Source organism: Boseongicola sp. (assembly GCF_057460485.1).
Window position 1 is genome coordinate 1 of sequence record NZ_JBVCWP010000212.1, and the last position, 6,673, is coordinate 6,673.

The 6,673-nt window shown below is 56.6% G+C and carries 7 protein-coding genes; 2 read left to right on the forward strand and 5 right to left on the reverse strand.

What is annotated here, in order from left to right:
- The 3 genes from AC221Y_RS18055 to cysG form a co-directional block, all read right to left on the reverse strand.
- The coding region (locus AC221Y_RS18055; RefSeq protein ID WP_486707939.1) for a nitrite/sulfite reductase at positions 1 to 1,655 on the reverse strand (1,655 nt) is incomplete at its 3' end.
- A 5-nt stretch (positions 1,656 to 1,660) separates the two neighbouring features.
- The gene (locus AC221Y_RS18060; protein ID WP_299750794.1) at positions 1,661 to 1,963 is read right to left on the reverse strand and encodes a DUF2849 domain-containing protein; all 303 of its coding nucleotides are present in this window, start codon (positions 1,961 to 1,963) and stop codon (positions 1,661 to 1,663) included.
- Entirely contained in the window at positions 1,960 to 3,357 is a 1,398-nt protein-coding gene (cysG, locus tag AC221Y_RS18065) for a siroheme synthase CysG (protein ID WP_486707940.1), read from the reverse strand. Before cysG ends, AC221Y_RS18060 begins: the two co-directional genes overlap by 4 nt.
- Positions 3,358 to 3,497: 140 nt before the next feature.
- Here cysG and AC221Y_RS18070 point away from each other — a divergent pair, with 140 nt between their 5' ends.
- Entirely contained in the window at positions 3,498 to 3,959 is a 462-nt protein-coding gene (locus AC221Y_RS18070) for an Lrp/AsnC family transcriptional regulator (RefSeq protein WP_486707944.1), read from the forward strand.
- A 4-nt stretch (positions 3,960 to 3,963) separates the two neighbouring features.
- Here AC221Y_RS18070 and AC221Y_RS18075 read toward each other — a convergent pair whose 3' ends face one another.
- On the reverse strand, positions 3,964 to 5,154 hold the full coding sequence (locus tag AC221Y_RS18075) for a cytochrome P450 (protein ID WP_486707941.1): 1,191 nt from the start codon (positions 5,152 to 5,154) through the stop codon (positions 3,964 to 3,966).
- 188 nt (positions 5,155 to 5,342) lie between these two features.
- On the opposite strand from AC221Y_RS18075, the gene AC221Y_RS18080 reads away from it, so the two are divergent.
- Positions 5,343 to 6,362, forward strand: a complete 1,020-nt coding sequence (locus tag AC221Y_RS18080; protein ID WP_486707942.1) for a DUF808 domain-containing protein — start codon at positions 5,343 to 5,345, stop codon at positions 6,360 to 6,362.
- Positions 6,363 to 6,375: 13 nt separating this feature from the next.
- Here AC221Y_RS18080 and AC221Y_RS18085 read toward each other — a convergent pair whose 3' ends face one another.
- Positions 6,376 to 6,576 carry a YgaP family membrane protein gene (locus AC221Y_RS18085; protein ID WP_486707943.1) on the reverse strand — a complete coding sequence of 67 codons (201 nt, stop codon included), beginning with the start codon at positions 6,574 to 6,576 and terminating at the stop codon, positions 6,376 to 6,378.
- Between the last annotated feature and the right edge of the window lie 97 nt (positions 6,577 to 6,673).

Here is a 6,673-nt window from a genome sequence, read left to right on the forward strand (position 1 = left end):
GCCTCCTTTTCAGGGTAAAGTGCTGCTTTGAACGGCACTAGGCCAACCCGGCGATAGGTCTGCAAAAATGCCTCGTCGGCGTCCGTGCGGATATCAAGATAGGCGTCGATCATACGCTCAATCGCGGGAACAATCTCTTCCGCTGAAAAGCCGGGGCCCGCGCGTTCGCCGATCGTTGCCGTTTCGGTCCCGTCGCCGCCAAGCGTGATCTGATAACTTTCCACCCCGGCCCGATCGAGCCCCAGGATCCCGATGTGACCAACGTGGTGATGGCCACAGGCATTTATGCAGCCCGAGATTTTTATCTTCAGCGCGCCGATCTCATGCTCAAGTTTCAGGTCGTCAAAACGCTCAGCGATCTCTTGGGCAATCGGGATCGAACGCGCGGTCGCGAGCGCGCAGTAATCCATGCCTGGACATGCGATAATGTCGCTGAGCAATCCGATATTCGCGGTCGCCAGTGCGGCATCGCGTAAACCTTCGTAAACGGCGGGCAGATCAGATTTATGGACATGCGGAAGGATCACGTTTTGCTCGTGTGAAATTCTCAATTCATCGTGCCCATAACGCTCGGCCAGGTCTGCAAGAACACGCATTTGCTCGGCACTTGCATCCCCGGGCGTCGCGCCGTGCTTTTTGATTGATACTGACACAATGGCATAGCCCGGTGCGCGATGCTCCGACAGGTTTGTGTCGGTCCAGGCCCGAAATGCAGGGTTCGCCGCGCGGTAGGCGTCAAAGGCATCAACTGGCCCGTCGCGGAAGACTGGCGGCGCAAATTGCGCTTCTATTTCAGCAAGAAGCTCCTGGTCGAAGCCGTTGAATTCAAGACGTAACTCTTCGAAACGCGCATCGACCAGATCACGAATTTTCTCCAATCCGTTCTCGGCCACGGTGATCTTGATGCGCGCCTTATACTTGTTGTCGCGCCGCCCAAGCAGGTTGTAGACGCTGACAATCGCCTCGCAATAGGGCAGCAAATCCGCTTTCGGAAGGAACGCCCGGATGACTTTACCGATCATCGGCGTGCGTCCCAAACCACCGCCTACGATCACCTCGAAGCCGGGTTCGCCCGCGTCGTTCTGCACCATCCGAAGCCCGATGTCATGGGCCTTGGTTACAGCGCGATCATTCGGCGATCCGGTGACGGCTATCTTGAATTTTCGGGGTAAAAACTGGAATTCCGGGTGATCGGTCGACCATTGCCGCAAAAGCTCAGCCACGGGTCGTGGATCTTCGATTTCATCCGCCGCGGCGCCAGCAAAATGGTCCGCCGTCACATTCCGGATTGTATTGCCCGAGGTTTGGATCGCGTGCATGCCGACGTCTGCCAAGGCGTCGAGCATGTCCGGAACATCCTTTAGTTTCGGCCAGTTATACTGAATGTTCTGCCGCGTCGTAAAATGGCCGTAGCCCTTGTCCCAGCGCTCCGCCAGATAGGCCAACTGCCGCATTTGATGCGCGTTCAAGGTTCCGTATGGGATCGCGACCCGCAGCATATAGGCATGCAGTTGAAGATAGAGACCGTTCATCAATCTTAACGGCTTGAACTCGTCTTCTGTAAGAGATCCATCAACCCGCCGATCGACCTGCGCGCGGAATTGCGCGACCCGTTCGCGCACGAAACTTTTGTCGAAATCACTGTATGTATACATGGTTTTCAGGCTCCGACTTGTTTGCCATGGGGGTAGTTCGACGGCCCGCGTGTGCGGAACGTTTCGCGAAAATGCACCGGGGCGGGACCCTTGTTGGTGGCCTTTGCATCAGCCAGATAAGCGCCCACGACGACCTCTGCCTGAGACATTGCGAACAACAACCGGTCTTGCGCCACGGCTTCGTCGTCGAACAATTCGGCTTGGCTCATGTCGCGTGTCCAGTCATCTGTGGCCGCTAACCATACAGCGTCGCCGTCGATTAGGTCGTTTGCTGTCACAACTTTCGAGGTGAATGGGCGGCGGCTCATAGCGCGATCTCCTCTTTCAGTTCGTGGGCTAAGGCCAGCGCAGCACGCGGTAGAAGGCCATACAAAATTAGGGCAGGGCCAGTCATTTCGGCGGCGGAAATGTCGTCGGGAAGCGAGGCAAGACGGCATTTCAATACACGCTGATCCGGCCGTGATGCGTTTTCGATAACGGTGACCGGTGTGTCCGCCGGCGCCCCATGCATCATCAGGCGTCCCTGAATAAATCGGGAGGCTTTCTTGCCCATGTAGATGGCGGCAACCTGACCGGGTGCGGCCAGCGCGCGCCAATCGTGTTCAGCGTAGCCTTTCATGTCGTGGCCGGTCACAAATCTTACCGAGGCGTTGCGATCGCGTTTCGTTAGGCTCTGTCCGATCGACGCAACCGCTGCCGACGCCGAAGTGATGCCCGGAACAATCGAAAAAGCGATGCCCGCGCCATTCACTGCGTCAATCTCTTCGTCAAGCCGACCAAACACTGTCGGATCTCCAGCCTTCAAACGTACGACATGGGCGCCGTTGCTTGCGTGTTCCACAATCAACGCGTCAATCTCAGTCTGCTTCATCGACGGCCCAAATCCTTCTTTTCCGGCATCAATGATCACCGCCTCACGGCGCGCCAATTCCAGAACTTCTGGCGTCACTAAACGGTCGTGGATCACCACGTCCGCTTCGTGAAGTGCGCGGCGCGCCTTGATCGTCAACAGCTCAGGATCGCCGGGGCCCGCTCCGACAAAGGATACGTGGCCGTCTTCGGCTTTCGCACAAAGGTGTTTTTTCAGGAGGCCTTCCAAGGATTTATTCAACCCATCCGCCCCGCCTTCATCAAAGGCTTTTGGACCGGCACGGTCATAGAATTCGGACCAGAACGCACGGCGTTTGCGCCCCATGGGCAAGGCCTCAGCCGCCCTGCGAAACGTTTTTCCAACGTGTGCCAATATCCCCAGGGCCCGTGGCAAACGTGCCTCCAAATCCGCCTTGATCGAGCGCGCCAATACCGGGGCTGCGCCTTCGGTGCCGATTGCAATGGTGACCGGATCACGGTCGACAATGGCCGGAGTGATGAACTGGCTTTGGCCCAGATTGTCGACCCAATTGGTCAAGGCGCCGTCTGCCTGAGCAAGCTTTGTTGCGCGCGCGTCTTCGCCGTCATCATCGTTGGCGGCATAAAACAGCGAAGCACACATCGCATCACCAGGTTCTAACGCGCGCTTAATAAGTGTTAACCGACCCTTGGAAGCCAGCGCCTCTACATCTGCAATCGGCGCCTCAGCTACGACAGTGATGCGGGCTTCAGTCTTCAGCAAAAGCCGCAGCTTTGCCAAGGCAGCCTCACCGCCGCCCGACACAACGATGCGGCGGCCTTCCACAGCGAGGAAGATAGGAAAATGCTTCATATCAGAACGACTCCGGTATTTCTTAAGTCGTATATAGAATAAATTCCCAAAATAGACGAGTATATGCTTGTTGAAAGGGATATTTGTTTATACCGATGAGCGATCAGAAACATGCGTTCTGTATTCAGGAAGGAAACGGGATGGCCGCGCAGCTCGACGACCTAGATCGGAAAATCCTCGGCACGCTTCAGGCGGACGCGGCGCAATCGCTGGACGAGATTGCCAAAAAGGTGGGGTCGTCAAAGACGCCTGTCTGGAATCGGATTCGAAAAATGCGCGAGGCGGGCGTCATTGGTCAGCAAACCGTGCTGCTGGATGCCGAAGCGCTGGGGTTCGAGGCTTGTTTCTTTGTCCTGATCCGCACCTCGGCACATGAAGCCGGCTGGCAGGCCAAGTTTCTTAAGGCATTGAACGAACGCCCCGAAGTGATGGAAGCGCACCGGCTTGCCGGTGACATCGACTATATATTGAAAGTGCGCGTGCGGAACGCCCGCGCCTACGACGACTTCTATCAGGCGCTGATTTCAGAAGTGCAGATCTACAACGTCACTGCCCTGCTTTCGATGGAAGAGATTAAATCCACAACGATGCTACCGATCTGATCGGTCAGCGACAGGTGCATTCTACCATCAACCGCTCAAGCCCGCGGAAATGGTATAGGTTCGCGACCTGAGGTGGTTCGACAATCCGCAAGTCCGGGCAGCGCAAAAATAGTGCGGGCAGGGCGATCTGAAGCTCCAGGCGGGCCAAAGGCGCGCCGACGCAGAAATGAATGCCCGCGCCAAAAGCGGTGTTCTTAACGATATCGCGGAACGGATCGAAGCGGTCGCCGTCCGGCCAGATCGCATCGTCGTGGCAGGCGGAGCCCAAAAGACACCCAACCTCGTCGCCAGGCTCGAACCGTGTCCCCATAATCTCGACTGGCTCGTAAACATGCCGGGTAAACATATGCAGGGGCGGATCAAATCGCAGACATTCTTCCACCGCGTATTCAATGCGTTCGGGCTGCATCGCCTCATGGACCCGCGCATGACCGGCCAGTTGGCGCACCGCATTTCCAATGCTGTGCACCGTCGCTTCATGGCCAGCGTTCAGCAGCAAAATACAGGTGGTGATCAACTCGTCAGACGAGAGTTTTTCGCCATCTTCTTCCGCTGCGATTAATTCCGAGATCAAATCAGGGCCGGGGCTTGTGCGGCGTTCTTCGACGTACCCGCGCATAAAGTCTGCAAATTCGCCCGCCGCCCGCGCTGCCTGATCTTCGATCGCTTCTGTGCGTCGGGATTGATACATCGCGACCATGTCATTGGACCACGCCAATACCTGCGGCGCCATGGTGTCTGGCACGCCCAAAAGCCGCGAGATCACAATCACCGGAAGGTGCCTTGCGAAGGTGTCCAGAAGATCGAAGCGGCCTTCGGGGAAAGCGCTGATCAAATCATCCGCAATCATGGATATTTCAGATGCCATGCCCAAAATTCGCTGACGCGTGAACGCGCGCAACACCAATCCACGCAGACGCGTGTGGCTGGGCGGCTCTAATTCCAGCATCGAATGGTCTTCAACCGCGTAAAACAACTCCAGGCCCGGGCGCACAGGTTTGCGCCTGTCAGCGGGGATTTCGCGGCCCATCTTGCGTGATTTCAGGACCTGACTTACCGCCTCATGGGTGGTCGCCATGGGCATCCCGTACTCCTCCCAGAACACGAAATCCCCAAGCGCGCGGGCTACCCCATAGAACGGATAGGGGTCCTGAACGAACGTCGGGTCCGTTGGCGACTGACTTAACCGCTCCAAATCACTGTCCTTTTGAGGATATGCCGTTTTTTTGGCAAATTTTTCTTTTCTGAAATAGTCCGATTGCTAGCGGGACAATCTAATCTTTTAGACAGGTTTCTTTCAATCCCACGAAGCCGACTTGGGTTGAGGGTCTGGTCACGCTATGTCAGCAATCAGGACCGGATCAACGGGCAGAAAGGCAAAGCATGAGCGGACTACTGGCGCTTTTGGACGATGTTGCGGCTATCGCAAAACTGGCGGCCGCGCAGGTCGATGATCTGGCAGCGCAAGCGGCTAAGGTTGGTGCCAAAGTTGGCGCCACCGTGATCGACGATGCCGCAAAAGCCGGCGCAAAGGCCGCGGGCGTTGTCATTGACGACGCGGCCGTCACGCCGAAATACGTCACCGGTCTTCCGGCGGCGCGTGAATTGCCGATCATCTGGAAAATCGCGCGGGCGTCGTTCTTCAATAAACTCGTCATCCTTTTGCCCGCAGCCCTGTTGCTGAACGCGTTCCTGCCCTGGCTGCTGACACCGCTTTTAATGCTCGGGGGCTGCTATCTTTGCTTTGAAGGGGCCGAGAAAATCTGGCACGTGTTTCATCCGCACGACAAATCCCACGCCGAAGAAGCCGAAACCCTCGACGCCGTACATCTGGAAGAGCAGCGCGTCGCAGGCGCGATTAAAACTGACTTCATTCTGTCTGCCGAGATCATGACCATCTCGCTTGCGGCAATCGAAAGCGACGAGTGGATCACCTCCGCCGTTGTTCTTGCGATTGTTGCCATCGGCATCACCACGCTTGTTTATGGCGCGGTCGCTTTGCTGGTGAAAATGGACGATGCAGGGCTGAAACTGACGCAGATCGGCCGCCTAAGCGCGACCCGCGCCTTTGGCCGCTGGTTGGTGAAATCTATGCCCACGATCATGACGGTGATCTCGGTGATCGGCACCGCGGCGATGCTTTGGGTCGGCGGCAGTATCATAGTCCACGGCCTTGAAGCACTGGGATGGCACGGGCCCTTCGATACGATCCACGACATCGCTGGCGCCGTCGCAGCCTCGGTTTCCATGGCTACGGGCTTTGTGGAGTGGGCCGTCACCGCATTTATTGATGGGGTGATAGGCCTCGGACTTGGCCTCGGACTTATTCCGGTGGTTACGCGTTTTATCATGCCGACCTTTGGCCGCCTGTTTCCGGAAAAGCAGGACGCGCCGCACAGCTAAAACAGCGCGCGCGTTATTTCATGCCGCAGGTTGAAACCCCAAAGATCGAATAGGCGGGGCAACTGCCCAAAAGACCGGTGACCAGTGGCACGATCCCGATAAGCAAAAGCCACCGAAGCCCCAAATCGGGCAGCGCAAAGAACGCAATCAGAAGGGCTGCACCTACGGCGATCCGCAAATATCGGTCAAAATTCCCAACGTTTTTACCAAGCATTTTCTTCTCCCTAAAAGGCCTGGAGACGTTATATGCAAAGACCAAAATGTATGACTTGATCTTGATCAACCTGTCAAATCTCGGAAATCACATCCGC